Raw genomic sequence first — 24,329 nt, forward strand, 5'->3', positions numbered from 1 at the left:
GCATTGCCCACGCCGGCAGCACCTTGCTCACCCCGGCGCTGATCCCCGCCGCCCTCGGCGTAGCCATCCTCTCCACCGCCCTGCCCTATAGCCTGGAAATGGTCGCACTGACCCGCATCCCTGCACGCACCTTCGGCACCCTGATGAGCATCGAGCCGGCCTTCGGTGCCCTCTCCGGCCTGCTGTTTCTCGGCGAGTACCTGTCCCTGGCACAGTGGCTGGCAATCGCCTGCATCATCTGTGCCTCCATCGGTGCAACGCTAACCTTGCGCAGCGAGCCCAAGCCGGTAATCGCGACGGATTGATACAACACGTGACGTTACTCTGGCATTTGTCGCGCAAATAAGACATGTTTACGTCTAACTCAATGCCAGCCTTGATAAATTTGGATGGGGCGCCCAGGGAAGAAACAGGCAGGCACGAAAGAAGCCAAACTCGGGCAGTTTGATCCGGGGGCTGGAGATTAAGGACAGTAATGAAGCATCTTTTGATTGTCTTGGCAGTACTCGCCGTCGCCGGTTGTGCCGCGACCTCCAAACCCATCAAGCATGGCAAGCGGGGCCTGCACATCAACTGCTCGGGGCTGACGTCCTCCTGGGACAAGTGCTACACCAAGGCCGCCAACTCCTGCAGCGACAAGGGCTACAAGATCATCGCCAAGTCGGGTGATGCCGTCGAGGATCCAGGTGACTACCCGTTCGGCCTCAACCCAGCAGGCTACACCAGCCGCAGCATGATCATCATCTGCAAGTAGGCTGCGGCCATCACTGTGGGGATGACTGCCCGATCTGGCGGCTGATTTCATCGTGGCTCGATTTCAGTACCTGACGCTGCAATGCCGGCGTCGACATCATGCGCGCCACCACCAGCGCCCCCACGCACTGGGACAGGATCGACCACGCCAGGCTCTCGCTCCCCAGCGCCTGCGCCCAACGTTGCTGCAGCCGGCACATCCAGTCCTCGGCCCGCTCACGCACCGCCATCTCGGCCCGGGCGATTTCCGCCCCCAGTGCCGGCAACGCACAGCCATCCTCCGCCTGCTCGACATGACTCATGCTCAGGTACAGCTTCAGACAGCGCTCGAGCTGCGCAAGGCTCGGCTGCCCCTCCCCGCCCAACCGAGCCAGGCTTTGGCTCAACTCCCGCTCGACAATGGCACCGAACAACTCGTCCTTGGACGAGAAATGCCCATAGAACGCACCGCCACTGAGTCCGATGGCTTTCATCAACCCATCCACGCCAATGGAGGCAAAACCTGATCGTTTCGCCGACGACGCACTGCTTTGCAGCAGGCGCTCGCGGGTTTCCTGTTTGTGGCTGAGCGAATAACGCATGGTGCGGTTCCTGTTCCCGATCTTGACGCTTACCGGATCGTAGCATAACGTTCGTTTAGTTAACGATCGTTTACCTATAGAGCGAGACTGACCATGACTACAGCCAACAACCACAAGAAAGTCGTGCTGGTCGTCGGAGCCGGCGACGCCACCGGAGGCGCCATCGCCAAGCGTTTCGCCAGCGAGGGCTTCGTCGCCTGCGTGACCCGACGCAGTGCCGACAAGCTGCAACCACTGGTCGACAGCATCCGGCAGGCCGGCGGCGAGGCCCACGGCTTCGCCTGCGATGCCCGCAAGGAAGAAGAGGTGGTCGCGTTGATCGAGCAGATCGAAACGCAGATCGGTCCGATCGAAGCCTTCGTCTTCAACATCGGCGCCAACGTGCCGTGCAGCATCCTCGAGGAGACTGCCCGCAAGTATTTCAAGATCTGGGAGATGGCCTGCTTCTCCGGCTTTCTCAATGCCCGTGAAGTCGCCCGACGCATGGTCACCCGCCAGCGCGGTACCATCCTGTTTACCGGAGCCACCGCCGGCCTGCGCGGAGCCGCCGGGTTTGCCGCATTCGCCGGCGCCAAGCACGGCATTCGGGCCCTGGCGCAAAGCATGGCGCGGGAACTGGGACCACTGAACATTCATGTGGCCCACGTGGTGGTCGACGGCGCCATCGACACCGACTTCATCCGTACCAGCTTCCCGGAGAAGTACGCTCTCAAGGACCAGGACGGCATCCTCGACCCCGCGCATATCGCCGAGAACTACTGGTACCTGCACAACCAGCCACGGGACGCCTGGACCTTCGAACTCGACCTGCGGCCCTGGAACGAACGCTGGTAAGCTCCTCCCCACGACAACAACAAGGATGCTTCATCCATGAAAAGAAACGTCGAGTTCTATTTCGATCTGGGCAGCCCCGCCTCCTACCTCGCCTACACCCAGTTGCCCGGGCTCTGCGCGCAGGCCGATGCCGAGCTGGTGTACCAGCCGATGCTGCTGGGCGGGATCTTCAAGGCTACCGGCAATGCCTCCCCCGCGGAGATTCCAGCCAAGGGGCGCTACATGATCCAGGATCTGACCCGCTACGCCCAACGCTATGGCGTGCCATTTCGCTTCAACCCGTACTTTCCGATCAACACATTGCTGCTGATGCGGGCAACCACCGGCGTGCAACTGCGCCAACCCGAACGGTTCGTCCCCTTCGTCGATGCGTTGTATCGCGCACTGTGGGTCGATGGACGCAACCTGAATGATCCCGGCACGGTCGCGCAGGTGTTGGCGGAGCATGGCTTCGATCCGCAGCAGGTCATGGCACTGACCCAGGACGAAGAGGTCAAGCATGCCTTGAGGGAAAAGACCGAACTGGCCTTGCAGCGTGGCGTGTTTGGCGCACCGAGCCTATTCGTCGGCGAACAGCTGTTCTTCGGGCAGGACCGCCTCGAGTTCGTCCGCGAAGCGCTGGCCGCGACCTGACAAATCGTTCTCGCCGCCAAAAACCGTGCCCCCTGGCGAGGGCACGGTTCACCTTCAGATCGCCGCAGTACGGGTGTTCAACCACTCCAGCGCCGCACCACCGAGCAACGGACTCAGCCGCTCACGCACCTCGGCATGGTAACCGTTGAACCAGTCGCGCTCTTCCTGCGTCAGCAGGGCAGGCTCCAGACAACGGGTATCGATCGGGCACAGGGTCAGGGTTTCGAATCGCAGGAACTCACCGAACTCGCTCTCGCCCGCTTCACGGTTCATTGCCAGGTTCTCGATACGCACCCCCCACCGGCCCGGACGGTAGGTGCCCGGCTCGATCGAAGTGATCATCCCCGGCTGCATCGCCGTCTGCGGCGCCGCGACCGCCTGGTAGGCGATCACCTGCGGACCTTCGTGAACGTTGAGGAAATAGCCGACGCCATGGCCGGTACCATGCCCGTAGTTGACGTTGTCAGCCCAGATCGGCGCGCGGGCGATGGCGTCGAGCAGCGGCGAAAGAATGCCGCGCGGAAAGCGTGCCCGGGACAGGGCGATCACCCCCTTGAGTACCCGTGTACAGTCAGCCTTCTGCTCGGCGCTTGGCGTGCCGACCGGAACCATCCGGGTGATATCGGTGGTGCCGCCCAGGTACTGGCCGCCAGAGTCGATCAACAGCAGGCCGTCGCCCTCGATCACCGCATGTTCCTGCTCGGTCGCGTGATAGTGCGGCATCGCGCCATTGGCATTGAACGCGGCGATGGTGTTGAAGCTCAGGGACACGTAGTCGGGACGACGAGCCCGAGCGGCGGTCAGTTTCTCGTCGATGGTCAGTTCGGTAACCCGCTCGCGTCCCAGCGCCGTCTCCAGCCAGGCGAAGAATTCGCACAAGGCAGCGCCATCCTGTTCCATGGCCTGGCGAATATGCACCGCATCGTCCAGGCTCTTGCGCGACTTGGCCAGGGTGGTCGGATTCAACCCCTCCACCAGCTTGACCTCGGCGCCCAGGTTGTCCAGCAGGCCGCTGGTGACACGGGCCGGATCGACCAGCAGGCTGGAACCGGCCGGCACGGCCGCCAGGGCCGCCGCGATCTCGGCGTAGTCACGCAGAGTCACGCCATCGCGCTTGAGGATCTGCACCAGCTCGGCATTGACCTTGTCCAGGGCGACGAACAGCGTGGCCTGCTGCTGGCTGACCAGGGCGAAGGAAACGAACACCGGGTTGAACGACACATCAGCGCCACGCAGATTGAACAGCCAGGCGATGTCGTCCAGGGTCGCGATGAAATGCCAGTCGGCACCACGGTTTTTCAGTTCTTCGCGCAATTGCGCCAGCTTCTCGCCGCGGCTGACGGTCGCCTGCGGTGGCAGGTGCTCGTAGACAGGCTGGTTCGGCAATACCGGCCGGTCTTCCCAGACCTGCTGCAGCAGGTCGGTGTCGGTACGCAGGCGAGCACCACGGGCCTGCAGTTTTTCGCCCAGCGTACGCGCCGAAGCCAGCGCCATCACGGCGCCGTCGACCGCGACCACGCCGCCTTGCGGCGTCTGCTCGGCCAGCCACTCCAGCGGCCCGGGTTGCCCCGGCTGCAGCTTGACCAGCTCGATGCCGCTGCCGCCCAGTTCCTTGGTCGCCTGCTCCCAGTAGCGGCTGTCAGCCCAGACCCCGGCGAACTGCGCCGTGACAATCAGGGTACCGACCGAACCATGGAAGCCCGACAGCCACTGCCGCCCTTGCCAGTACGCCGGCAGGTACTCGGACAGGTGCGGGTCGGCCGATGGCACCAGCAAGGCGTGGATGCCCTCGCGCTTCATCAGCTCGCGGGTGCGCGCCAGGCGCTGGGGTACGGTTCCCTGACTCGAGGTCTGCGTGCTCATCATGTCTCCTGCTACTCACGGGTTTAATTGTTATCCGGCGCTGATGATGGATCAGCGCTCACGACGGGGCAACTGCCCAGAACGGTGCCGGGGCACTGGTGCAGGCCTTGATTGCCGCAGCCGCGCGGTCGACATCCTGCTCACGGGTGAAGCGCCCCAGGCTCAGGCGGATGGTGCGGGCCGCGGAGCCGGCATCATGTCCCAGGGCCAGCAGCACGTGGGACGGCGCATTGCTCGCCGAATTGCACGCCGACGTGGCTGAATAGGCCAGCGACTGGCTGAGCTGTGCAGCATTGAACGAGCCTTCGGCGAAGGTCAGGCTCAGGGTGTGGGGAATGCGCTGACTGGCACTGCCATTCAGGCGCAGGCCCGGGATATCCGCCAGCTGGTCGAGCAGACGCTGGCGCAACACGCGGATATGCGCCAGCTCCTCCTCGAACGCCTCATTGGCCAGGGCAAAGGCGCTGCCCATGCCGGCGATCTGGTGCGTCGCCAGGGTGCCCGAGCGCAAGCCGCCCTCATGGCCGCCACCGTGGATCTGCGCGCTCACGCCCTGTCGGGCACGAGGCCCGACGTACAACGCGCCGATGCCCTTGGGTCCATACAGCTTGTGGGCCGAGAACGACATCAGGTCGACCGGCCACTCGTTCAGGTCGATGAGCACCTTGCCAGCGCCCTGGGCCGCATCCACATGAAACAGCGCACCGTGCTCGCGAACCCGCCGGCCGATGGCGCACACATCATTGAGGGTACCCAGCTCGTTGTTCACCAGCATCAGCGAGACCAGGAACGTGTCCTTGCGCAAGGCCCCCGCAACCATCTGCGCGGTAATCAGCCCTTCGGCATCCGGCTCCAGCCAGGTCACCTCGACCCCGCTTTCCTCCAGTTGCCGGGCGGTATCGAGGACCGCCTTGTGCTCGATCCGGCTGGTGACCACATGCCCACCCATCGAACCGCGGGCCTGGGCCACGCCCTTGAGGGCCAGGTTGTTCGATTCGGTGGCACCGGAGGTCCAGACGATCTGCTCGGCTGCGGCCCCCACCAGGCTCGCCACCTGCTGCCGGGCCAGCTCGACGGTCTGCCGGGCACGTTGGCCAAAGGCATGGGAGCTGGAGGCAGGGTTGCCGAAGTTGCCCGAGAAACCCAGGCACTCGACCATGACCTGGATGACCCGCTCGTCCACCGGAGTCGTGGCAGCGTAGTCGAAATACAAAGGAAGTTGATTCATGGCAAAAGACTCATAAAGCGTGTCCCGCGGATCGATCTCTCACTGCGTTCAGCGAACGTTGAACAGACAGCTGTACCCGATGGAAAACGATCAAGGAAAGATGACTTTCATGCAAAGTGCGTAGGAACGCTCCTGAAATCCAGCTTACCGCGCCGAGGGAGGTGTTGCGAGCACCCGAAGGCTCGCAACCGTGACAGAACGGATGATCCGCGTCTGTTTCAGCGGGACAGTTGCAGCACACTCTCATGGATCAGCGGATACAACGAAATCACCAGCAGCAGCGCCATCGCCAGGTTGAACAGGCGTAGCCAACGCGGCTCGCGCAGCACATTGCGCAGCAGGCTGCCGCACGCGGCCCAGAGACTCACCGAAGGCGCATTGATCAGGGCAAATACCGCGGCGATCACCAGTACGTTGCTGAAATAGCCCTGCAGCGGTGTGTAGGTACTGATCGCACCGACCGCCATCACCCAGGCCTTGGGATTGACCCACTGGAACGCCGCCGCATTCCAGAAACCGAACGGCCGGCCCTGGCCCGGCTCGGTTTCGGAAACCGGTCCCGAGCCGGCGATTTTCCAGGCGAGATACAACAGGTAGGCACCCCCGATGTAGCGCAGGGCCGTATAGAGCACCGGATAGGTCTCGAACACCGCGCCCAGGCCGAGGCCGACGGCCAGCACCAGGACAAAGAAGCCGCAGGAGATCCCCAGGATATGGGGAACGGAACGGTTGAAACCGAAGTTCACCCCGGAGGCCAGCAACAGGGTGTTGTTGGGACCGGGCGTCACGGAAGTCACCAGGGCGAACAGGGCAAAGCCCAGCAGGAGGTCGAACGAGAGAGTCATGGCGGGCATCCGGCAAGCGAGTCAGTCAGGCTCTCACCCTATCCCAGCGCCCCGTGGAAACTCAGGCACAGCTGCTGAAAACTTCGGCCAGTACAGTTTAAGGTTTCAGCCCTGATTTGAGCGTCTGTTACTGCCGCGATCGGCACTGATCTCACCCTGCTCGTCAAAGCCGTAGACCTGCTGGGGCTGGCCCATCAGTTCGGCTTTCTTGCGCTGGTATTCATCGAAGGACAGTCCGCGGCGGTTCAGCGCTTCAAGCGCCAATTCCTTGGTTTCCTCGGCGGTATAGGGCCGCAGTTCCGGGGACGGATGGCTGGCGCAACCGGCCAGGACCGAAAGCAGTAAAAGCAGCAGGATCGCAGGTGAACGTTTCATGGGGTGACTCCCGAATGCCCGGTTTGAGTTGATGGATACAGGCTACCGGGCCGCCCCCACACCGCAGAAATCACCTCTCTCGATAGTCGCTATCGACCATTCATGCCTCCTGCGGCCAGACTCCTTTATATTCATAATAGATATATAAATATGGAAATACGTTCATTTACGGAATATCAGAAAACCCGTACAACGGATCCAGGCGCTTGATCGATGTTGCCCGGGCAACTGTTCGCCAGCCAACAGTCGATCAACAAAACAGCCCGCCAGCCAGCACCCGGCCTTTCGTCGGAGCCGCCAGAAGCCCGTGAATACGGGGCCAGGGCGCCTGGTACAGGTCTTGCTCAAGCTCGTTCACCCGAGCCCGGCCACTGCCCTGCTCGCCCAGCAACTGTTTGAAAAGGAACCGATCATGTCCCGTGCACTAAAAGTCGTTGCCCTCTCCGGCGGCCCCTACCGCCCCTCTCGCACCCTGGTGCTGACCCAGGCGCTGCTCGCCGAGCTGGCGCAACACCTGCACATCGAAAGCCGCCTGATCGAACTGACCGATATCGCCCGCCCCCTCGGCGCGGCGCTGTCACGTGCCGAGCTGAGTGCCGAGGTCGAGGCCGAGCTGCAAGCCATCGAACAGGCCGACCTGCTGATCGTTGCCTCGCCGGTCTACCGTGGCTCGTATCCAGGCCTGCTCAAGCACCTGTTCGACCTGGTCGACCTCAATGCGCTGATCGATACCCCGGTGCTGCTGGCGGCCACCGGTGGCAGCGAGCGCCATGCCCTGGTCCTGGATCACCAACTGCGCCCGCTGTTCAGTTTCTTCCAGGCCCTGACCCTGCCCATCGGGGTCTATGCCAGCGAAGCCGACTTCGCCAACTACCAGATAACCAGCGAGCCCCTGAAGGCCCGCATCCGCCTTGCTGCAGAACGCGCCGCCCCCCTGTTCGGCGCCCACTCCAAGCATCTGCTGAAAACCGCCTAAGGACTTGCCATGGATGTCTTCTGGTTTCTCCCCACTCACGGTGACGGTCACTACCTGGGCACCACCCAGGGCGCCCGTCCGGTCACTCTCAACTACCTGAAACAGGTGGCCCAGGCCGCCGACAGCCTCGGCTATCACGGCGTGCTGATTCCCACCGGCCGCTCCTGCGAGGACTCCTGGGTCATCGCCTCGGCCCTGGTACCGCTGACCGAACGCCTGCGCTACCTGGTGGCGATCCGTCCCGGGATCATTTCGCCGACCGTCTCGGCGCGCATGGCCGCCACCCTCGACCGGCTATCCAACGGCCGCCTGCTGATCAACGTGGTGACCGGTGGCGACCCCGACGAAAACCGCGGCGACGGCAGCTTCCTCAGCCATGGCGAACGCTACGAAGTCACCGATGAATTCCTGAAGATCTGGCGCCGGGTATTGCAGGGCGAAGCGGTCGACTTCGAAGGCAAGCACCTGAAGGTACAGAACGCCAAGGCGCTTTACCCGCCCGTGCAGAAGCCCTACCCACCGCTGTATTTCGGCGGATCCTCGGACGCGGCCCACGATCTCGCCGCCGACCAGGTCGACGTCTACCTGACCTGGGGCGAGCCTCCGGCCGCCGTGGCCGCCAAGCTGGCCGACATCCGCGAGCGCGCCGCGCGCAAGGGGCGCACCGTGCGTTTCGGCATCCGCCTGCATGTGATCGTCCGGGAAACCGCCGAAGAGGCCTGGAAGGCCGCTGACCAGCTGATCGAACACATCAGCGACGAAACCATCGCCGCCGCGCAGCAGTCCTTCGCGCGCTTCGACTCCGAAGGCCAGCGGCGCATGGCCGCCCTGCACGGCGGCCGCCGCGACAACCTGGAGATCGCACCCAACCTGTGGGCCGGCGTCGGCCTGGTCCGGGGTGGCGCCGGGACTGCGCTGGTCGGCGATCCACAACAGGTCGCCGAACGTATCAAGGAGTACGCGGACCTGGGGATCGAAAGCTTCATCTTCTCCGGCTACCCGCATCTGGAAGAGGCCTATCGCTTCGCCGAACTGGTGTTCCCGCTGCTGCCCGAGCCCTATGCCAGCCTGGCCGGTCGCGGCGTGACCAACCTGACCGGGCCCTTCGGCGAAATGATCGCCAACGACGTGTTGCCCACCCAAACGCGAACTTGAAGACATCGCCCAACCTGTGGGAGCCGGCTTGCTGGCGATAGCGGTTTATCAGTCGATGAGGATGTTGACTGTTCAGTTGCAATCGCCAGCAAGCCGGCTCCCACGCAAGTCCACCCGTCGGACTATCGCCTTAGACAGAGGAACACCGCGTGACGGCTCAACCGCACAACCTCCTTCCCGACCCCCTGCATACCGCCCGCCTGCTGGCGGCCGAGTTTGCCGAAACCGCCGTCGAGCGCGACGAACGCGGCGGCACGCCGAAAGCCCAGCGCGATGCACTGCGCCACAGTGGTCTGCTGGCCCTGAGCATTCCCACGCAATACGGTGGCCTCGGCGCCAGCTGGAGCGAAACCCTCAGCGTGGTGCGCGAGTTCGCCAAGGTCGACAGCTCCATTGCCCATGTCTTCGGTTTCCATCACCTGATGCTCGCCACCGTGCGCCTGTTCTCGCGCCCCGAGCAATGGCAACCGTGGTTCGAACAGACCGCGCGCAAGAACTGGTTCTGGGGCAACGCCCTCAACCCGCTGGACACCCGTACCGTGGTGCGCAAGCTCGGCGGCTGGCGCGAGTTCTCCGGCAAGAAGAGCTTCTGCTCCGGCGCCAGCGACTCGGAAATGCTGATCGCCTCGGCCGTCGACGAAAGCGCCGGCGGCAAACTGCTGATCGCCGCGATCCCCAGTGGCCGCTCCGGCATCACCCTGCACAACGACTGGCACAACATGGGCCAGCGCCAGACCGACAGCGGCAGTGCCAGCTTCGAACGGGTACGGGTCGAGGAATCGGAACTGCTGCTCGACCCGGGCCCGCTGAGCACGCCCTTTGCCTGCCTGCGCCCACTGATCGCGCAACTGACCTTTACCCACATGTTCCTCGGCATCGCCGAAGGCGCCTTCGAGGAGGCCCGGCAGTACACCCTCACCGAGACCCGTCCATGGTTCAAGTCCGGGACCGAGGACATCCGCAAGGACCCGTATATCCTCAGCCATTATGGTGACTTCTGGGTCGCCCTCGAAGGCGTGCGGCTACTCGTCGAACGCGCCGCCGCAGGGCTCGACCGCGCCTGGGCCAAGGGGCCGGAACTGAGCGCCGAGGAACGCGGCGAACTGGCGACCGCCATCGCCACCGCCAAGGTCGCCGCCAGCCGCCAAGGCCTGGAGCTGTGCAGCAAGCTGTTCGAAGTCACCGGCGCACGCTCTACCCACGCCTCGCTGAGGCTCGACCGGCACTGGCGCAACCTGCGCACCCAGACCCTGCACGACCCGCTGGACTACAAGCTCCAGGAACTAGGCGACTGGGCCCTGAACCAGACACTCCCCATCCCCACCTTCTATTCGTAGAGATGCCCATGCAGCTACTGACCCTACCGCCCTCGCCGGCCCTGGCGACCTCGATCCGCGCCACCGCCCAGGTCTTCGAAGACCCCAAGTCCCAGGCCCTGCTCGCCCACCTGCAACAGGTCGCGCCCAGCGAGGCCAGCGTGCTGATCATCGGCGAGACCGGCACCGGCAAGGAGCTGGTAGCCCGGCACATTCACAACCTCAGCGCCCGCCGCAACCGGCCGTTCATCGCGGTCAACTGCGGGGCCTTTTCCGAATCGCTGGTCGAGGCCGAGCTGTTCGGCCATGAGAAAGGCGCCTTCACCGGCGCCCTCGGCGCCAAGGCCGGCTGGTTCGAGGAGGCCGACGGCGGCACGCTGTTCCTCGACGAGATCGGCGACCTGCCGATGCCGATCCAGGTCAAACTGCTGCGGGTACTGCAAGAACGCGAAGTCGTGCGCCTGGGCTCGCGCAAGAGCATCCCTATCAATGTGCGGGTGCTGGCGGCGACCAACGTCCAGCTGGAAAAGGCGATCAACGCCGGGCATTTCCGCGAGGACCTCTACTACCGCCTCGACGTCGTCAACCTGGAACTGAGCCCATTGCGCGAGCGGCCCGGCGACATCCTGCCACTGACCCGGCACTTCATCGACGCCTACTGCCAGCGCCTGGGCTACGGCGACATCCGTATCAGTCCGGCGGCCGAGCAGAAACTCAAGAGCTACAGTTGGCCGGGCAACATCCGCGAGCTGGAAAACGTCATCCACCACACCTTGCTGATCTGCCGCAACGGGGTGATCGAGCGCGACGACCTGCGCCTGTCGAACATGCGCATCGAACGCCAGGACGACAGCGCCACGGCCACCGACGACTCGGCCGAAGCGTTGCTCGACCGAGCCTTCCAGAAACTCTTCGAGGAGCAGGCCGGGGCCCTCCACGAAAAGGTCGAGGACGCACTGCTCCGCGCGGCCTACCGCTTCAGCCACTACAACCAGGTGCACACCGCCAACCTGCTCGGACTGAGCCGCAACGTGACCCGCACCCGGTTGATCAAAATCGGCGAGCTGGCGGTGAACAAGCGTCGCCCCGGGGAGAACGTCCAGGGCGACCGCATGCTGCAGCTATCGATATAGTGGCCCGCACCGGCCACTAGCCGACCAATGCGCAGTGCAGCGCGTTATCGTGGCTGCGCTCGATGCTGCGCAACACCTGGAACGAACCGAAGGTCACCGCCTTGGCCCGGTGCGAGCGAATCAGCAGCCAGAAATCCTCCTCGCCACTCTCGAAGCGGGCGAACGCCGCCTCTCCGGCCTCTTTCGAGCGCCACTGCAACACGTTCAGCACGCGCCGGCCATCTTCACTGGCCTGCACATTGCCGCTGATGAAGCCGGCAAACCCCTCGGCCAGGCGCTCGGTCTGCCACGCCAGGGCATTGACCAGGGCCTCCTGTTGGTGGGGTTCGATCTCGAACTGGATCAGTTGAGTGAAGCTGCGGTTCTTGTCTGTCGATGGCATGGAAGGCTCCCCCGGGAAATCGCACGGGATCTTGAGATCCGAGGTGATGCAGGGTAAAACCTCAAGTTAACTAGAGGTCAAGAGATTTTTCCGATGGCATTGCACAAGGCCCTGCCCACGGACAGGGCACTCACGGTCGGCCAGGTGGCCGCACGCAGCGGCGTCTCGGTGACGGCCCTGCATTTCTACGAATCCAGGGGGCTGATCCAGAGCAGCCGCAACGCGGGAAACCAGCGCCGCTATGCTCGCGACGTGCTGCGCCGGGTGTCGCTGATCAAGGTGGCGCAAAGCCTGGGAATTCCCTTGGCGGAGATCCATCAGGCCCTGATGGCGTTGCCCGAAGGCCGGACGCCGACAGCCGCGGATTGGGCCCGGATGTCGGAACGCTGGAAGAACGAACTGGACGAGCGCATCGCCCGCCTGAGCAAGCTGCGGGACAAGCTCAACGGCTGCATCGGCTGTGGCTGCCTGTCGATGGAGACCTGCCCGCTGCGCAACCAGGGCGATGTGCTGGGCGACCAGGGCCCCGGCCCCCACCTGCTGGAGCCGGAAAGCTGATCGCCTACGGCACCTGTAGGAGCGCGGCTTGCCCGCGAAGAACGATAACGCGCAATAACTGATACATCGCGTCGTCTCGTTCGCGGGCAAGCCGCGCTCCTACAGGGGAAGCGTAGATTGGAGCGACTCAGGCCGGCTCGGCCACCGGCCGCCCGGCCTTCTGCGCTTCGAGTTCACGCACCAGCGGCAACACCCGCTTGCCGAAGTACTCGACCTCCTCCTGGAAGTGCAGGAACCCCGCCAGCACCAGGTCCACCCCCACCGCTTTCAGGGCCACGATTCGCTCGGCAATCTGTTGCGGCGTGCCGATCAGGTTGGTCTTGAAGCCGTCGTTGTACTGCACCAGGTCCTCGAAACTGGACTTGGCCCAGTTGCCCTCGCCTTCCGGCGACGACTTGCCCGCCTGCTTCGCCGCATCGCCAAACGCCCCGACCGCCTCGGGGTCGGCCTTGTCGATGATTTCGGCCAGTACCGCGCGGGCCTCTTCTTCGGTGTCGCGGGCAATGACGAAGGCGTTCACCCCGATTTTCACCGAATGGCCATTGGCCGCAGCCTTGGCACGAATATCGTCGACCTGGGCCTTGATACCTTCCGGGGTATTGCCGTTGGTGAAGTACCAATCCGACACCCGCGCGGCCATGTCCCGTGCCGCCCGCGAGCTGCCCCCCTGGAAAATCTCCGGGTGCGGCTGGCTCAGCGGCTTGGGCTTGAGGCTGTAGTCGTTGAAGCGGTAGAAGTCGCCCTTGAAGGTGAACGCATCCTGGGTCCAGATGCCCTTCAGCGCACGAATGAATTCCTCGGAACGGCGATAACGTTCGTCGTGCTCCAGCCAGTGCTCACCGATGGCGTGGAATTCGCCACGGAACCAGCCACTGACGATGTTGACGGCAATCCGTCCACCGGTCAGTTGGTCGATGGTCGATGGTCGCCAGTTGCTTGGCGGCCAGCGCTGGCTGCCAGGGGCCGGGCAGGATCGCGGCGATCACCTTCAGCCGCGTGGTCGCCGCCAGCAGCGCGTGGCTGAACGCAACGGACTCGTGCTGGTACTCGGCACCATAGCCGGCGGTGAAGCGGATCTGGGTCAGGCCGTATTCGAACCCGGCCTCCTCCGCCAGCTGTGCCAGCTTGCGGTTGTAGTCGATATCCCAGCGGGTGCGCTGCTCGATTTTGCTGACGACCAGGCCACCACTGACATTGGGTACCCAATAGGCGAATTTGACGGCTTGCTGACTCATGGTGTTGGACCTCGATCCAGGGAAGGTCAGGTCAGGGGAGCAGCAAGCGTGCCAGTGCCGAAATCCCGGCCACATGGACACGGCACGGCACGGCACCCTGGAACGGGCTTGTCGGGACGCCGCAGCGCCGCGAGTTTTTTGCAGCCTTGAGGCCCAATTCGCGGGCAAGCCCGCTCCTGCACAAAGCCTCCTCCCTTGGTGTTCACATCCGTTGGCGACCATCGGAATCTGTAGGTTGGCAGGACGATTTGTTGAAGTTCTGTTGCGCAGACAACAGTTACCCCTGGGCTACTTCATGGGAAGGCCCGCCAATACGGGGCCTCACGCTCCGGCATGGACCCTGCAACCACTCCCGGCAACCGCAGTTATCCCTACCTGCCCCAAGGAGCTGTCCCATGACCGAACACCAGGTAATCAACCCGCTGTCCCTCGGCGTCGACTACGAGCCCCTGGCCGAGCGCTTCCGCCCGATCTTCGCCCGTATCGCCGCCGACGCCGTACAACGGGAACTGGCGCGCGAACTACCCCACGAACCGATCCAGTGGCTCAAGCAAGCCGGTTTCGGCGCGGTCCGGGTACCCGTGGAATACGGCGGTGGCGGCGCCTCCCTGCCGCAGCTGTTCCAGTTGCTGATCGAACTGGCCGAGGCCGACTCCAACGTTCCACAAGCCCTGCGCGGCCATTTCGCCTTTGCCGAGGACCGCCTGAACGCGGCGCCCGGCCCCAACCGCGACCTGTGGTTCAAGCGTTTCGTCGATGGCGACATCGTTGGCTGCGCTTGGACCGAGATCGGCAACGTGACCATCGGCGACGTGGTGACCCAGGTCGCGCCGGACGGCGAACAATGGCGCCTCAACGGCGAGAAGTTCTATAGCACCGGCAGCCTCTTCGCCGACTGGATCGACGTCTACGCCCGCCGCAGCGACACCGGCGGCGACGTGATCGCCGCCGTGCGTGCGCGCCAGCCGGGCGTCGAGCACAGCGACGACTGGGACGGTTTCGGTCAGCGCACCACCGGCAGCGGCACCTCGCGGTTCGTCGACGCGCCGGTGGAAAAGGAGCATGTGATCGACTTCGCCAGCCGCTTCAAATACCAGACGGCGTTCTACCAACTGGTGCTGCTGGCGACCCTGGCCGGTATCGGTCGCGCGGCGCTCAGGGAGGTGGCGCAGCAGGTGCGCGAGCGCAAGCGCATCTACAGCCATGGCAATGCCCAGCGGGTCAGCGAGGATGCCCAGGTGCAGCAGGTGGTCGGCGAGGTCGCCGCGCGGGTGTATGCCGCCGAGGCCGCCGCGGTACGTGCGGCGCAGCCGGCACAGCGGGCTTACCTGGCACGGTTCGGCGGCGATGCCGAGCTGGAGCGGCAGGCCAACGTCGATGCGGAAATCGAGTCGGCCACGGCACAGGTGGTGGTGTCGGAGCTGATCCAGCGTGCCACCAGCGAGCTGTTCAATGCCCTCGGCGCCTCCGACGTCCGCCAGGGCAAGGCACTGGATCGTCATTGGCGCAACGCGCGCACGGTGTCGTCGCATAACCCGGTGATCTACAAGGCACGCATCGTTGGCGACTGGGCGATCAATGGCTCCGAGCCGCCGTTCGTCTGGCAGATCGGCAACGGGCCGGCCAACGGCTGAGAAGATCCAGGGGATGGGTAGCGTCCCTTTTTCGGATAAATCCGGCTCCCACTGTAGATAGACCGATCGTTCCCACGCTCCGCGTGGGAATGCCTCTCAGGAGGCTCGGCGTCCGCTCTGGTGACGCAGAGCGTCACGGGCTGCGTTACCACGCGGAGCGTGGGAACGATCATCACCACAAGATTCGCGATGAAATCCGCGAGCCAGTAAGATGGCCGCCTTCCAGCGCCCTGGCGCCATCCTGCCGACCTAAGCCGATTCCATGCCTTTCGATCTCAGCGTAGACCTGACCACCCTCGCCATTCTTGCCGTCGTCGCCTTCATCGCCGGATTCATCGATGCCATCGCCGGCGGTGGTGGCCTGCTCACCACCCCGGCGCTGCTGACCGCCGGCCTGCCCCCCCACCTGGTACTGGGCACCAACAAACTCAGCTCGACCTTCGGCTCGGCCACCGCCAGCTTCACCTTCTACCGGCGCAAGCTGTTCCATCCGCGCCAGTGGAAGCTGGCGATCGTCGGTACCCTGGTCGGTGCGCTGATCGGCGCGGTCACCGCGCACTTCATGCCCGCCGAATGGCTGAACAAGATGCTCCCGGTGATCGTCTTCGCCTGTGGCCTGTACCTGCTGTTCGGCGGCACGCCCAAGGCGCCGCTGGACAGCGATGCACCGATCCGCAGGAAGTGGCAGTTCCCCCAGGGTTTCAGCCTCGGCTTCTATGACGGCGTGGCCGGACCGGGTACCGGCGCATTCTGGACCGTCAGCAGCCTGCTGCTCTACCCCATCGACCTGGTCAAGGCCAGCGGCGTGGCGCGCAGCATGAACTTCGTCAGCAACATCGCCGCGCTGTCGGTGTTCATCTTCTCCGGTCAGGTCGACTGGATCATCGGCCTGTGCATGGGCCTTTCGGTGATGCTCGGGGCCTTCTTCGGCGCCCGCACCGCCATCAGCGGCGGGGCGAAGTTCATCCGCCCGGTGTTCATCACCGTGGTCCTCGGGCTGACCGTGCGCCTAGCCTGGCAGCACTGGTTCAGCGTGGCCTAGCCGGCGCGAAACATACAGATCGATCAGGTAACGCGCGATCGACTTGGCCGCCGGCAGCGGCGGCAACTCATGGATGTTGAACCACTGCGCATCCTCGATCTCGTCGACCTGCGGCACGATCTCGCCACCGGCGTACTCGGCGTGGAAGCCCAGCATCATCGAGTGCGGGAACGGCCAGCACTGGCTGCCGACGTACTGGATGTTGCTGACCTCGACCTGCACCTCCTCACGCACCTCGCGCACCAGGCAATCCTCCGCCGACTCGCCCGGCTCGGCGAAACCGGCCAGGGTACTGTAGACGCCGGGCACGAAGCGTGGCGAACGGGCCAGCAACACTTCATCGCCACGGGTCACCAGCACGATCATGCTCGGCGAAATCCGCGGATAGGCGCGCAGGTCGCACGGCTGGCAGTACATCGCCCGCTCACCCGGCACCTGGCGGGTCGGCTGGCCGCAGCTGCCGCAGAAACGGTGCTCACGGGCCCAGGTGCCGATCTGCGCGGCATAGCCGAGCATGCGATAGGTGGTGAAGTCGCCTTCGAGCATGAACCGCCGCAGCCCCTGCCAACGGCAGCCCGGTACCTCGGCCGTGGACTTGAGTTCCAGCAGGTACACCGGCTCGCCGTCGTGATGACCGATACCATGCTCGCAGAGTACCGGCAGGTCCTGGCGCTTGAGCCACTCGCGGGGGAACAGCACGCCGTTGTCATCCAGCAGGAACCCCTCGGGGCCACGGGCCACGGCCCAGCCGCCGGGTAGTTCGATATCCAGTACTGCGGTTGTCCAGCCTTGAGTCATTGCGGGTTCCTTGGGGACCGGGAAACCTTCCTCAGTCCAGAAATTCAGGTTTCTGCTTGCTCATGTGGGCCGCGATGGCCACACGCAGGTCGTTCGATTGCAACATGGCGGCGTTCCAGGTGGCAACGTATTCCAGCCCATCGTCGATCCGGTGGTCGCGCATATAGCTGAGCATTTCCTTGGTACCGGTCACGGCGATCGGAGATTTGCCGGCAATCTCCCGTGCCAGGCCCATCACGCCGTCGAGCAGCGCGGCCTGATCAGGATAGACACGATTGACCAGCCCGATGCGCTGCGCCTCGTCCGCTCCGAACGCACGACCGGTGTAGGCCAGTTCACGCAGCATGCCGTCACCGATGATACGCGGCAAACGTTGCAAAGTGCCGACATCGGCAGCCATGCCGATATCCACTTCCTTGATCGAGAAATGCGCGTCCTCGGCGCAATAGCGCATGTCGCAGGCAGCGATCAGGTCGATGGCGCCGCCCAGGCAATATCCCTGGATCGCCGCCAGGACCGGCTTGCGGCAGTTGTCGACGGCATTGAAGGAGGCTTGCAGTTGCAGGATCTTGCGGCGCAGCAGGCGGGCATTGCGCCCCACGTCCTTGCCCAGCTCATTGCCGACCGAGGCCAGCAGCATCAGGTCGATACCCGAGGAAAAGTGCTTGCCCGCACCGCTCAGGACCACCACGCGGACTTCATCGGTATCATCGGCCCATTGGAAGATCTCGGTGATCTCGCTCCAGAACGCGGCGTTCATGGCATTGATCTTTTCCGGGCGGTTGATCTGCACGTGGGCGATGTTGTCGGCCAGTTCGACGCGGAAGGCTTGGTATTCGGACATGACGGGCATCCTTGGCAGGGCAGTGGAAGATTGGGGAATATAGCAAGCAGGTCTGTCCGGCATAGGTAGCGGATATGCCAAAAGCCGGACTCCGGGGGGATGGCCGCCTGCGGCGGTTCGCGGGCAAGCCTCGCTCCTACAAGTGATCGGGCCGTACAAAAGATTTGAGTTCGACGCCGGTCGCTGTAGGAGCCGGGCTTGCCCGCGAACCGCCAGAGGCGGCCAGCCTCCACCAACCTACCGAGGCCCGAGGATCCATTGCTCGATGGCCTGCGCCGCCCCATCCTCGGTGTTGCTGCCGGTCACCACATCCGCCTGCCGCTTGACCACCTCCTCGGCCTGGCCCATGGCAATCGCGAGGCCAGCTCGATGAAACATCGCCGGGTCGTTACCACCGTCACCGATCGCCGCCGTCTGCGCCAGCGGCACGTCGAGGAACCTGGCCAGCGTCACCAGCGCCTCGCCCTTGTTGGCCTTCATCGCGGTGATGTCCAGGTAGGCCGGTTGCGAGCGACTGGCCAACGCCTGGTCTGCGACCAATGGCTGCAACACCGTCTCCAGCTCGATCAACAGTTGCGCGTCGCCGCTGGCCCCGACGATCTTGTCGATACGGTCCAGGTACGGTTCGAAGCTCTCCACCACCTTCGGTGGGTAACCGAGCGCATGCTGCTCCCGAGGGACCATCTTGCCGTGAGGATTACGCAACAGCCATTCGTTGTCGGCAAACACCCAGATCTCCACCTCTTCGTGCCGTGCCAGCAGTTCCAGGGTGCAGATCGCCGCCTCGCGCGGCACGTAATGGGTCACCAGGTAGCGGCCATCGGGATGCATCAGCGTGCCACCGTTGAACGCCGCCACCGGCAGGTCGACACCCAGGGCCTCGATCATTTCCCGCATCGCCCGGGGCGGGCGTCCGGTGGCCAGGCTGAAGAACACCCCCGACGCCTTGAGCACGTGTACCGCCTCGACGATACGCGGGCTGAGGCTGTGATCAGGAAGCAACAGGGTGCCGTCCATATCGCTGAGCAGCAGGCGGATGGGGTACTGCACCGAGCCACTCATCCGATGCCATGCCAGGCACGACCGTCACGCGCCAACAGTTCATCGGCGGCTGCGGGGCCGTTCTCGCCCGCCTTGTAGGCCTGCACCTGGTCGTCCTCGCGCCAAGCATCGAGGAATGGCTGCACCGCCCGCCAGCCGTTCTCGATATTGTCGGCACGCTGGAACAACGTCTGGTCGCCGGTGAGGCAGTCGTAGATCAGGGTTTCGTAGCCGGTGGACGGCTGCATCTCGAAGAAATCCTTGTAGGCGAACCCCAGCTCGATATTGGCCATGTCCAGTGCCGGCCCCGGGCGCTTGGCCAGCAGGTCGAACCACATGCCTTCGTTCGGCTGGATCTGGATCTTCAGGTAGGTCGGCTGCAGGCGCTCGACCTCGGTATCGCGAAACTGCGCATAGGGCGCCGGCTTGAAGCAGATGGCGATTTCCGTGTCGCGCACGCTCATGCGCTTGCCGGTACGCAGGTAGAACGGCACGCCGACCCAGCGCCAGTTGTCGATCATCACCTTGAGTGCGACATAGGTTTCGGTGTTGCTGTCCGGCGCGACGTTGTTTTCTTCGCGATAACCCGCGACAGCCTTGCCGGTCACCTCACCCGCGGTGTACTGGCCGCGAACCGAGTTGGCCCGTGCCTCCTCGACACTCCACGGCCGGATCGCCCCGACCACCTTGGCCTTCTCACCACGCACCGCGTCGGCACCAAAGGCGGCCGGCGGCTCCATGGCGACCATCGCCAGCAACTGGAACAGGTGGTTGGGCACCATGTCACGCAGGGCCCCGGTGTGTTCGTAGAAACTGCCACGGGTTTCCACACCGACGGTTTCCGCCGCGGTGATCTGCACATGGTCGATGTAGTGGTTGTTCCAGAACGCTTCGAACAGCACGTTGGAGAAACGACTGACCAGGATGTTCTGTACGGTTTCCTTGCCCAGGTAATGATCGATTCGATAGATCTGCTTTTCGCTCATCACCTTGAGCAGGCAGGCGTTCAACGCCTCGGCGGTCGCCAGGTCGGAGCCGAACGGCTTCTCGATCACCACCCGCCGGAACGCCTCGGGGGTCTCCTCGAGCAGGCCGGCAGCGCCCAGGCGCCGCGCCACTTCACTGAAGAAACGCGGCGCGGTGGCCAAATAGAACACCGCATTGCCGGTACCACTGGCGGCAATCTTCGCGGTCAGCGCGACGTAGGTCGAATCGTCGAGAAAATCGCCCTGCACGTAGCTGATGTTCTTCGCCAGCTTGCTCCAGAGCGCGGCATCGAGTGCCTGCTCCGGGGCCTTCTTGCTCTTGGCGGCGACTTCAGCACGGCTGAAGTCCTCCAGTTTCCTGGCAAACTCGGCGTCGGTGACGGCATTGTGGTCAACACCGACGATGTGCAGGCCATCGTCGAGCAGGCCGTCCCGACTGAGGTTGTAAAGCGCCGGCATCAGCAGGCGCTTTACAAGGTCACCATGGGCACCGAACAGGAACAGCGTGGTCGGCGGAGCTGCCTCAACCTTGCTTTTCTTGCCGGCGGCCTTCATTTTTTCGGTGTCTCCACGTGGCCGCCGAAGCCGAAGCGCATCGCCGACAGCAGCTTGTCGCCGTAGGTGCTCTGCTGGCGCGAACGGAAGCGGGCGAACAGCGAACTGGACAGCACCGGTACCGGCACCGCCTGCTCGATCGCCGCCTCGATGGTCCAGCGGCCTTCACCGCTGTCGGCCACCGCACCGGAGTAGTTGTCCAGCTTCGGATCCGTGGCCAGTGCGTCGGCGGTCAGGTCCAGCAGCCAGGACGACACCACGCTGCCACGGCGCCACACCTCGGCGATATCACCCAGGTTCAGATCGAAGCGCTGGTCGGCCGGCAGGCTGTCGGCGTTCTTGGTCTTGAGGATGTCGAAACCTTCGGCGAAGGCCTGCATCATCCCGTACTCGATACCGTTGTGGATCATCTTGACGAAATGCCCGGAACCCGGAGGGCCGGCATGGATGTAGCCGCGCTCGGCGCGGTCGTCGGCAGTCGGGCTGCGATCCCTGGTCCGCGGAATATTGCCCAGGCCTGGAGCCAGCGCATCGAACAACGGGTCGAGACGGCGTACCACTTCGGCATCACCGCCGATCATCATGCAATAACCACGCTCCAGGCCCCAGACGCCACCGGAGGTACCGACGTCAATATAGTGAAGGCCCTTCTGCGCCAGCTCCTGGCCGCGACGGATGTCGTCCTTGTAGTAGGTGTTGCCGCCGTCGATGATCACGTCGCCCGGCTGCAGCAGCTTGCCCAGCTCGGTGATGGTGTCTTCGGTGGGCGCGCCAGCCGGCAACATCACCCAGACCGCCCGCGGTGCGGTCAGCCCGGCCACCAGTGCTGGCAGGTCGGCGACACCAGTGGCGCCCTCCTTGCTCAGGGTGGCGACGAAATCGGTGTTGCGGTCGTAAACCACGGTCTCATGGCCCTTGAGCATCAGTCGCCGTGCGATATTGCCGCCCATGCGGCCCAGTCCGATGATTCCAAGTTGCATGTAGCGATACTCCAGCCGACGAGTTCGAAAAAACTCGAAAAAGATAAAGGCGACACCTTAGCCCACCGTGACGGCATGTGTCCCGCCAAAGGTTAGTCAAATACGGCGATGATTGGTTCGCCAGTGTCGTTTGTGACCCTCTTGTACGCTCGAACTCGCCTCCAGGACACGGCGACAACAAAAAATAAAAAAGTTCCCATGCACTGAAAAAAGATCCAAAATTATCTTGAACGAGCCCTCGGCCCCCGATCCGGCCGAGTCGGTTCCACCGAAACAGACCCTTCGCGAGGTGAGCAATGGGTACGGTAGCCGCAGTACGTCCCCCTCAAACCCTGTATGTGACGATCCGCCGCGATGAGCTGCGGCAATTGCAGGACGAACGTGAATCCCTGCTGCTGCAGGTAGCACAGTTGCGTGAGGCGCTGCAGGCACAAACCCTGTCGGCCCCCGCCCCGCAGGCACGCCTGGGCAACTGAGAAACGCCAGGTTCCCAAACAGCACATCCCCTCGGGCGCACAACCGGTGCGCCCACTCCCTGAACGTTTTTTTCACACGTCGTTACAGATACTCCAAGCCTTTCAGTCGTGCGTAATTCGTGCGGCCATTCCCCATGGCGATCTTTTTCAGCTCGGTCCCATGGCTCTGTTGGCAATTGATTGGAGTGCTAAATGGCGCTGTTCGAACGCAGCAACAAGTCTGCGAAAGGTTTTGACTGGGCCGGACTCGGCTGGATGTTCCTGTTCTTCTGGTACTTCTCGGGCGTCACCCAACTGTTGATCCAGTTGAGCGGGACCTCCGGGTTCTCCGGATTCCGCCAGGCATTCTTCCTCAGCGCCATCTGGCTGGCACCGATGCTGCTGTTTCCCCGCCGGACCCGCCTGCTCAGCGCCGTGATCGGCCTGGTCCTGTGGGCGTGCTCCCTGGGCAGCCTGGGCTACTTCTGCATCTACCAGCAGGAATTCTCACAAAGCGTGATCTTCATCATGTTCGAATCGAACATGGCCGAAGCCAGCGAGTACCTGACCCAGTACTTCCAATGGTGGATCCTGCTGGCACTGCTCGCCCACAGCGTGGTGGCGTTCCTGCTCTGGAAGCGCGTGCGCCCGGTGTATCTGCCACGCGGCCGGGCGCTGCTGGCGGCAACGGCGCTGCTGGTGTCGATCGTCGGCTACCCGCTGGTGACCCAATTCACCCGCAGCTCGACCTGGGAAGAAGGCCTGGAGCGCTTCGAAAGCCGCGTCGAGCCGGCGGTACCCTGGCAGATGGTGGTGGCCTACCACAGCTATCGCCAGCAACTGAACAACATGCAGGGCATGCTCGACAGCGTCAGCAAGATTCCACCACTGCATAACCTCAAGGACCGCCAGGCCGGCCTGCCGACCACCCTGGTGCTGGTCATCGGCGAATCGACCAACCGCCAGCGCATGAGCCTGTACGGCTACCCGCGGGAAACCACGCCGAACCTCGACAAGCTCCGGGAGCAACTGGCGATCTTCGACAACGTCGTAACCCCGCGCCCCTACACCATCGAGGCGCTGCAGCAGGTGCTGACCTTCGCCGACGAGGAAAACCCCGACCTGTACCTCAAGACCCCGTCCCTGGTCAGCGTCATGAAGCAGGCCGGCTACAAGACCTGGTGGATCACCAACCAGCAGACCATGACCAAGCGCAACACCATGCTCACGACCTTCTCCGAGCAGGCCGACGAGCAGGTGTACCTGAACAACAACCGCAACCAGAACGCCCGCCAGTACGATGGCGATGTCCTCGAACCGTTCAACAAGGCCCTGGCCGACAGCGCTCCGCGCAAGCTGATCGTGGTCCACCTGCTGGGCACGCACATGAGCTACCAGTACCGCTACCCGCCGACCTTCGAGAAGTTCACCGACCGCGCCGGCGCTCCGGCCGCCCTGACCGACGACCAGATCCCGACCTACAACAGCTACGACAACGCGGTGCTGTACAACGACTTCGTCGTCTCGAGCCTGATCAAGGACTACGCCAAGACCGATCCCAACGGTTTCCTGCTGTATCTGTCCGACCACGGCGAGGACGTCTTCGACTCCGCCGGCCACACCACCCTGGGGCGCAACGAGGGCAAGCCGACGGCACCGATGTACACCATTCCGTTCATCGCCTGGGCTTCGCCGAAATGGCGGGAGACCCATGACTGGAGCTTTGCTTCGGACCTGAACCGGCCCTACAGCAGTTCAAACCTGATTCATACCTGGACCGACCTGGCCGGCTTGAGCTTCGATGAGCAGGACCTGAGCAAGAGCGTGGTCAACGCTCAGTTCAAGGTTCGTCCGTTGCTGATTGGCGATCCCTATTCGCGTCCGCAGAAGGCGCTGATCGACTTCAGCCTGATCAAGCCCAAGCAGCCGGTAGACCTGGCGAAGAAATAAGGGCCGGCCTGCTCTCGCAGCTCATGCGGGATCAGGCTTTCAGTCCAGCTTCAGTAGACGCAGGTGGCCATGCCACCTGCCAGAACCCGTGAAAGTTAAATGAACATTATGTAATTTAAACAAGCCCTCTCTATTTGTTTGTTTTTTGTAATATCCATGAAAGTACTTCTGTAAACC

General features: G+C 63.7%; 24 protein-coding genes and 1 pseudogene (1 of these 25 only partly in view). 13 read left to right on the forward strand and 12 right to left on the reverse strand.

What is annotated here, in order from left to right:
- Together rhtA and HU752_RS22975 are read left to right on the forward strand one after the other, a co-directional pair.
- Positions 1–305: the final stretch of a threonine/homoserine exporter RhtA gene (rhtA, locus tag HU752_RS22970; protein WP_186683883.1), read on the forward strand. 583 nt of this gene lie to the left of the window's left edge; only the last 305 of its 888 coding nucleotides appear in the window; its start codon lies beyond the left edge, outside the window; its stop codon occupies positions 303–305.
- Between the two features lie 170 nt (positions 306–475).
- On the forward strand, positions 476–754 hold the full coding sequence (locus tag HU752_RS22975) for a hypothetical protein (protein WP_186683885.1): 279 nt from the start codon (positions 476–478) through the stop codon (positions 752–754).
- 10 nt (positions 755–764) lie between these two features.
- Here HU752_RS22975 and HU752_RS22980 read toward each other — a convergent pair whose 3' ends face one another.
- Positions 765–1,334, reverse strand: coding sequence for a TetR/AcrR family transcriptional regulator (locus HU752_RS22980; protein WP_186683887.1), 570 nt, complete (start codon positions 1,332–1,334; stop codon positions 765–767).
- A 93-nt stretch (positions 1,335–1,427) separates the two neighbouring features.
- Here HU752_RS22980 and HU752_RS22985 point away from each other — a divergent pair, with 93 nt between their 5' ends.
- Complete coding sequence (locus HU752_RS22985; protein WP_186683889.1) at positions 1,428–2,168, forward strand: SDR family oxidoreductase; 741 nt, start codon at positions 1,428–1,430, stop codon at positions 2,166–2,168.
- Between the two features lie 36 nt (positions 2,169–2,204).
- A complete protein-coding gene (locus tag HU752_RS22990) occupies positions 2,205–2,801 on the forward strand; it encodes a 2-hydroxychromene-2-carboxylate isomerase (RefSeq protein ID WP_186683891.1) in 597 nt (198 codons plus the stop codon).
- A 54-nt stretch (positions 2,802–2,855) separates the two neighbouring features.
- Here the strand turns inward: HU752_RS22990 and HU752_RS22995 are convergent, their stop codons facing one another.
- The 4 genes from HU752_RS22995 to HU752_RS23010 all read right to left on the reverse strand — a co-directional run bounded on the left by HU752_RS22995 (position 2,856) and on the right by HU752_RS23010 (position 7,112).
- Entirely contained in the window at positions 2,856–4,664 is a 1,809-nt protein-coding gene (locus tag HU752_RS22995; protein WP_186683893.1) for an aminopeptidase P family protein, read from the reverse strand.
- Positions 4,665–4,722: 58 nt separating this feature from the next.
- Positions 4,723–5,892 (reverse strand): aminotransferase class V-fold PLP-dependent enzyme, encoded by a 1,170-nt coding sequence (locus tag HU752_RS23000; protein WP_186683895.1) that lies wholly within the window; start codon positions 5,890–5,892, stop codon positions 4,723–4,725.
- Between the two features lie 218 nt (positions 5,893–6,110).
- Entirely contained in the window at positions 6,111–6,737 is a 627-nt protein-coding gene (locus HU752_RS23005; RefSeq protein WP_186683896.1) for a LysE family translocator, read from the reverse strand.
- Positions 6,738–6,842: 105 nt separating this feature from the next.
- Positions 6,843–7,112, reverse strand: coding sequence for a hypothetical protein (locus HU752_RS23010; protein WP_186683897.1), 270 nt, complete (start codon positions 7,110–7,112; stop codon positions 6,843–6,845).
- Between the two features lie 412 nt (positions 7,113–7,524).
- Between HU752_RS23010 and msuE the strand changes: the two genes are divergently transcribed.
- The 4 genes from msuE to HU752_RS23030 all read left to right on the forward strand — a co-directional run bounded on the left by msuE (position 7,525) and on the right by HU752_RS23030 (position 11,692).
- A complete protein-coding gene (gene msuE, locus HU752_RS23015; protein WP_186683898.1) occupies positions 7,525–8,088 on the forward strand; it encodes an FMN reductase in 564 nt (187 codons plus the stop codon).
- 9 nt (positions 8,089–8,097) lie between these two features.
- Complete coding sequence (gene ssuD, locus HU752_RS23020) at positions 8,098–9,243, forward strand: FMNH2-dependent alkanesulfonate monooxygenase (RefSeq protein ID WP_186683899.1); 1,146 nt, start codon at positions 8,098–8,100, stop codon at positions 9,241–9,243.
- Positions 9,244–9,392: 149 nt separating this feature from the next.
- Positions 9,393–10,580 carry an acyl-CoA dehydrogenase family protein gene (locus HU752_RS23025; protein ID WP_186683900.1) on the forward strand — a complete coding sequence of 396 codons (1,188 nt, stop codon included), beginning with the start codon at positions 9,393–9,395 and terminating at the stop codon, positions 10,578–10,580.
- A gap of 2 nt (positions 10,581–10,582) precedes the next feature.
- Positions 10,583–11,692 (forward strand): sigma-54 interaction domain-containing protein, encoded by a 1,110-nt coding sequence (locus HU752_RS23030; RefSeq protein ID WP_437182277.1) that lies wholly within the window; start codon positions 10,583–10,585, stop codon positions 11,690–11,692.
- Between the two features lie 16 nt (positions 11,693–11,708).
- On the opposite strand, the gene HU752_RS23035 is transcribed toward HU752_RS23030, so the two are convergent.
- Positions 11,709–12,074: an antibiotic biosynthesis monooxygenase gene (locus HU752_RS23035; protein ID WP_186683902.1), complete on the reverse strand. Its 366-nt coding sequence runs from the start codon at positions 12,072–12,074 to the stop codon at positions 11,709–11,711.
- Between the two features lie 93 nt (positions 12,075–12,167).
- On the opposite strand from HU752_RS23035, the gene soxR reads away from it, so the two are divergent.
- Complete coding sequence (soxR, locus tag HU752_RS23040) at positions 12,168–12,632, forward strand: redox-sensitive transcriptional activator SoxR (protein WP_186683903.1); 465 nt, start codon at positions 12,168–12,170, stop codon at positions 12,630–12,632.
- Positions 12,633–12,759: 127 nt separating this feature from the next.
- Here the strand turns inward: soxR and sfnG are convergent.
- Positions 12,760–13,867, reverse strand: a pseudogene (sfnG, locus tag HU752_RS23045) (dimethylsulfone monooxygenase SfnG).
- A 395-nt stretch (positions 13,868–14,262) separates the two neighbouring features.
- Here sfnG and HU752_RS23050 point away from each other — a divergent pair.
- Positions 14,263–15,501 (forward strand): acyl-CoA dehydrogenase family protein, encoded by a 1,239-nt coding sequence (locus HU752_RS23050; protein WP_186683904.1) that lies wholly within the window; start codon positions 14,263–14,265, stop codon positions 15,499–15,501.
- Between the two features lie 262 nt (positions 15,502–15,763).
- A complete protein-coding gene (locus HU752_RS23055; RefSeq protein ID WP_186683911.1) occupies positions 15,764–16,543 on the forward strand; it encodes a TSUP family transporter in 780 nt (259 codons plus the stop codon).
- Here HU752_RS23055 and nudC read toward each other — a convergent pair.
- The 5 genes from nudC to gnd all read right to left on the reverse strand — a co-directional run bounded on the left by nudC (position 16,511) and on the right by gnd (position 21,747).
- A complete protein-coding gene (gene nudC / locus HU752_RS23060) occupies positions 16,511–17,341 on the reverse strand; it encodes an NAD(+) diphosphatase (RefSeq protein WP_186683919.1) in 831 nt (276 codons plus the stop codon). The two genes, HU752_RS23055 and nudC, sit on opposite strands and share 33 nt — an antisense overlap.
- A 31-nt stretch (positions 17,342–17,372) precedes the next feature.
- Positions 17,373–18,185 carry a crotonase/enoyl-CoA hydratase family protein gene (locus HU752_RS23065; RefSeq protein WP_186683921.1) on the reverse strand — a complete coding sequence of 271 codons (813 nt, stop codon included), beginning with the start codon at positions 18,183–18,185 and terminating at the stop codon, positions 17,373–17,375.
- A 237-nt stretch (positions 18,186–18,422) separates the two neighbouring features.
- Entirely contained in the window at positions 18,423–19,247 is an 825-nt protein-coding gene (locus HU752_RS23070) for an HAD family hydrolase (protein WP_186683923.1), read from the reverse strand.
- Entirely contained in the window at positions 19,244–20,767 is a 1,524-nt protein-coding gene (zwf, locus tag HU752_RS23075; protein WP_186683925.1) for a glucose-6-phosphate dehydrogenase, read from the reverse strand. Before zwf ends, HU752_RS23070 begins: the two co-directional genes overlap by 4 nt.
- Complete coding sequence (gnd, locus tag HU752_RS23080) at positions 20,764–21,747, reverse strand: phosphogluconate dehydrogenase (NAD(+)-dependent, decarboxylating) (protein ID WP_186683932.1); 984 nt, start codon at positions 21,745–21,747, stop codon at positions 20,764–20,766. The genes zwf and gnd overlap by 4 nt, the downstream gene beginning before the upstream one ends.
- 296 nt (positions 21,748–22,043) lie before the next feature.
- Between gnd and HU752_RS23085 the strand changes: the two genes are divergently transcribed.
- Both HU752_RS23085 and HU752_RS23090 read left to right on the forward strand, forming a co-directional pair.
- Positions 22,044–22,223, forward strand: a complete 180-nt coding sequence (locus tag HU752_RS23085) for a DUF6026 family protein (protein WP_186683935.1) — start codon at positions 22,044–22,046, stop codon at positions 22,221–22,223.
- Positions 22,224–22,415: 192 nt separating this feature from the next.
- Positions 22,416–24,152, forward strand: coding sequence for a phosphoethanolamine transferase CptA (locus tag HU752_RS23090; RefSeq protein WP_186683937.1), 1,737 nt, complete (start codon positions 22,416–22,418; stop codon positions 24,150–24,152).
- The last annotated feature ends 177 nt before the right edge of the window (positions 24,153–24,329 follow it).

It is taken from the genome of Pseudomonas vanderleydeniana (genome assembly GCF_014268755.2).
GTDB lineage: Bacteria > Pseudomonadota > Gammaproteobacteria > Pseudomonadales > Pseudomonadaceae > Aquipseudomonas > Aquipseudomonas vanderleydeniana.

Excerpts from the sequence above, each read along its gene's own strand:
- HU752_RS22975 (WP_186683885.1), top strand. The coding sequence starts at position 476 with ATGAAGCATCTTTTGATTGTCTTGGCAGTACTCGCCGTCGCCGGTTGT.
- HU752_RS22980 (WP_186683887.1), bottom strand. The coding sequence starts at position 1,334 with ATGCGTTATTCGCTCAGCCACAAACAGGAAACCCGCGAGCGCCTGCTG.
- HU752_RS22985 (WP_186683889.1), top strand. The coding sequence starts at position 1,428 with ATGACTACAGCCAACAACCACAAGAAAGTCGTGCTGGTCGTCGGAGCC.
- HU752_RS22990 (WP_186683891.1), top strand. The coding sequence starts at position 2,205 with ATGAAAAGAAACGTCGAGTTCTATTTCGATCTGGGCAGCCCCGCCTCC.
- HU752_RS22995 (WP_186683893.1), bottom strand. The coding sequence starts at position 4,664 with ATGAGCACGCAGACCTCGAGTCAGGGAACCGTACCCCAGCGCCTGGCG.
- HU752_RS23000 (WP_186683895.1), bottom strand. The coding sequence starts at position 5,892 with ATGAATCAACTTCCTTTGTATTTCGACTACGCTGCCACGACTCCGGTG.
- HU752_RS23005 (WP_186683896.1), bottom strand. The coding sequence starts at position 6,737 with ATGACTCTCTCGTTCGACCTCCTGCTGGGCTTTGCCCTGTTCGCCCTG.
- HU752_RS23010 (WP_186683897.1), bottom strand. The coding sequence starts at position 7,112 with ATGAAACGTTCACCTGCGATCCTGCTGCTTTTACTGCTTTCGGTCCTG.
- msuE (WP_186683898.1), top strand. The coding sequence starts at position 7,525 with ATGTCCCGTGCACTAAAAGTCGTTGCCCTCTCCGGCGGCCCCTACCGC.
- ssuD (WP_186683899.1), top strand. The coding sequence starts at position 8,098 with ATGGATGTCTTCTGGTTTCTCCCCACTCACGGTGACGGTCACTACCTG.
- HU752_RS23030 (WP_437182277.1), top strand. The coding sequence starts at position 10,583 with ATGCCCATGCAGCTACTGACCCTACCGCCCTCGCCGGCCCTGGCGACC.
- HU752_RS23035 (WP_186683902.1), bottom strand. The coding sequence starts at position 12,074 with ATGCCATCGACAGACAAGAACCGCAGCTTCACTCAACTGATCCAGTTC.
- soxR (WP_186683903.1), top strand. The coding sequence starts at position 12,168 with ATGGCATTGCACAAGGCCCTGCCCACGGACAGGGCACTCACGGTCGGC.
- HU752_RS23050 (WP_186683904.1), top strand. The coding sequence starts at position 14,263 with ATGACCGAACACCAGGTAATCAACCCGCTGTCCCTCGGCGTCGACTAC.
- HU752_RS23055 (WP_186683911.1), top strand. The coding sequence starts at position 15,764 with ATGCCTTTCGATCTCAGCGTAGACCTGACCACCCTCGCCATTCTTGCC.
- nudC (WP_186683919.1), bottom strand. The coding sequence starts at position 17,341 with ATGACTCAAGGCTGGACAACCGCAGTACTGGATATCGAACTACCCGGC.
- HU752_RS23065 (WP_186683921.1), bottom strand. The coding sequence starts at position 18,185 with ATGTCCGAATACCAAGCCTTCCGCGTCGAACTGGCCGACAACATCGCC.
- HU752_RS23070 (WP_186683923.1), bottom strand. The coding sequence starts at position 19,247 with ATGAGTGGCTCGGTGCAGTACCCCATCCGCCTGCTGCTCAGCGATATG.
- zwf (WP_186683925.1), bottom strand. The coding sequence starts at position 20,767 with ATGAAGGCCGCCGGCAAGAAAAGCAAGGTTGAGGCAGCTCCGCCGACC.
- gnd (WP_186683932.1), bottom strand. The coding sequence starts at position 21,747 with ATGCAACTTGGAATCATCGGACTGGGCCGCATGGGCGGCAATATCGCA.
- HU752_RS23085 (WP_186683935.1), top strand. The coding sequence starts at position 22,044 with ATGGGTACGGTAGCCGCAGTACGTCCCCCTCAAACCCTGTATGTGACG.
- HU752_RS23090 (WP_186683937.1), top strand. The coding sequence starts at position 22,416 with ATGGCGCTGTTCGAACGCAGCAACAAGTCTGCGAAAGGTTTTGACTGG.